The organism is Pseudomonas sp. P5_B2 (assembly GCF_056400445.1).
In genome coordinates, this window is the sequence record NZ_JBFULH010000823.1 from 1 (window position 1) to 1,561 (window position 1,561).

The following is a 1,561-nucleotide window of genomic DNA, read 5'->3' on the forward strand; positions in this document are numbered from 1 at the left end:
GTAAATGGCACCTGGGGCTGGAAGCAGATCAGGGGCCGGATCAACGCGGGTTTGAGCAGTCTTTTACACTGTTGGAGGGCGGGGCTGCCCACTTCAAACCCTCGAACATCGACCCGACAAAAATCGAGCAGGTGCACTATCGCGAAAACGGCAAAGCGGTGGAATTGCCAGAGAATTTTTACTCCACGGACTTCTATACCGACAAGCTGATCAGCTACCTGCAGAACCGCCAAAAGGACGGCAAGCCTTTTTTTGCCTACGCTGCTTACACCGCTCCACACTGGCCCTTGCAGGCACCCAAGGAATACCTGGACAAGTACAAAGGGCGGTTTGATCAGGGGTATGACAGCGTACGTTTGGCGCGTATCGAACGGATGAAAAGTCTTGGCCTTATGGCCAACGACGCCCAACCGGCGAACCCGCTCCCGGTGAATCCAAAACTGCCAGGCTGGCAGCAGCTGAGCCCGGAACAGAAACGTACTGAAGCGCGGAAGATGGAAATCTACGCGGCCATGGTCGATAACCTCGACCATAACATTGGCCGAGTGGTGGATTACCTGCGCCAGAGCGGCCAATACGACAACACGTTGATCGTATTTATGTCGGACAACGGCGCGGCAGGAGAGAGCCACACCCAGTTCTATCCGCCAGGCCCGCACACGGATAACAGTTACGCCAACCTCGGTCAGGCGGGGTCCCAAATCGACTATGGCCTGCGCTGGGCAGAGGTTAGCGCCGCGCCGTTTCATTTGTTCAAAGGCACCACGGCCGAAGGTGGCATCAGCGTACCGGCGATCATCCATATGCCCAAGACGCTGCGGCGTCAGGGGGTGGAACGTGGTGTAGCGCGGGTTGATGACCTGGCGCCAACCTTCCTCGATCTGGCGGGTGTCGAGGCGCCTACCGACGTGAGCAAACACCCGATTACCGGTAAATCAATGCGCTCAATGCTCGCCGGAGAAGGTAGCCCGCACCGTCATGACCGCCTCGCTGGCGAACTGTTCGGCAATGCTTATTACCGGGAGGGAAACCTGAAACTGTTGGGCATTCGCCCGCAAACAGGGTTTGGCGGCGACACGCAGCCGCCACAATGGCAGTTGTTCGATGTGGCTCAGGATCGTGGCGAAACCACGGACCTGGCCGCCGCCCGACCAGAGACGGTGCAGCGGCTCAAGGATGCATGGTTGAAATATGCGAGGGAGGTCGGTGTGGTGTTTGCAACGCAATAATCAGCATCCGCTTTAGAGAGGGGTAGAGCGTTCGAATCACTCCGTCCCGACCCTATATTTAAAAAGGGTCGCGAGGTTTTATCTCGCGGCCCTTTTTTATTTTCAGTGTCCCGTACTGATAGAAAAGCTGCCGCCATTTTGCGCAGCTTTTTCAGCGATCACAGCTCGCTGATACTGACCCAGCGCCGTTCCCGTGCCGCCAGTCGAATCGCCGTCGCCAGTCGCTCCACTTCAAAGGCTTGCTCGAAATCAGTGCCGGCTTGTCCGTGCCCTGCCAAGGCCATGATCAGCTCATGCACTTCCAGCGTCTTCAACTCGTTGTAGCCCAACTG

1 protein-coding gene and 1 pseudogene are annotated in these 1,561 nt (G+C 57.3%); one reads left to right on the top strand and one right to left on the bottom strand.

Going from position 1 to position 1,561, the window contains the following annotated elements:
- The coding region (locus AC1DRJ_RS27130) for a sulfatase-like hydrolase/transferase (RefSeq protein ID WP_477804860.1) at nucleotides 1–1,229 on the top strand (1,229 nt) is incomplete at its 5' end.
- Between the two features lie 158 nt (nucleotides 1,230–1,387).
- Here AC1DRJ_RS27130 and AC1DRJ_RS27135 read toward each other — a convergent pair.
- Nucleotides 1,388–1,561, bottom strand: a pseudogene (locus AC1DRJ_RS27135) (gfo/Idh/MocA family oxidoreductase); the annotation flags it as partial.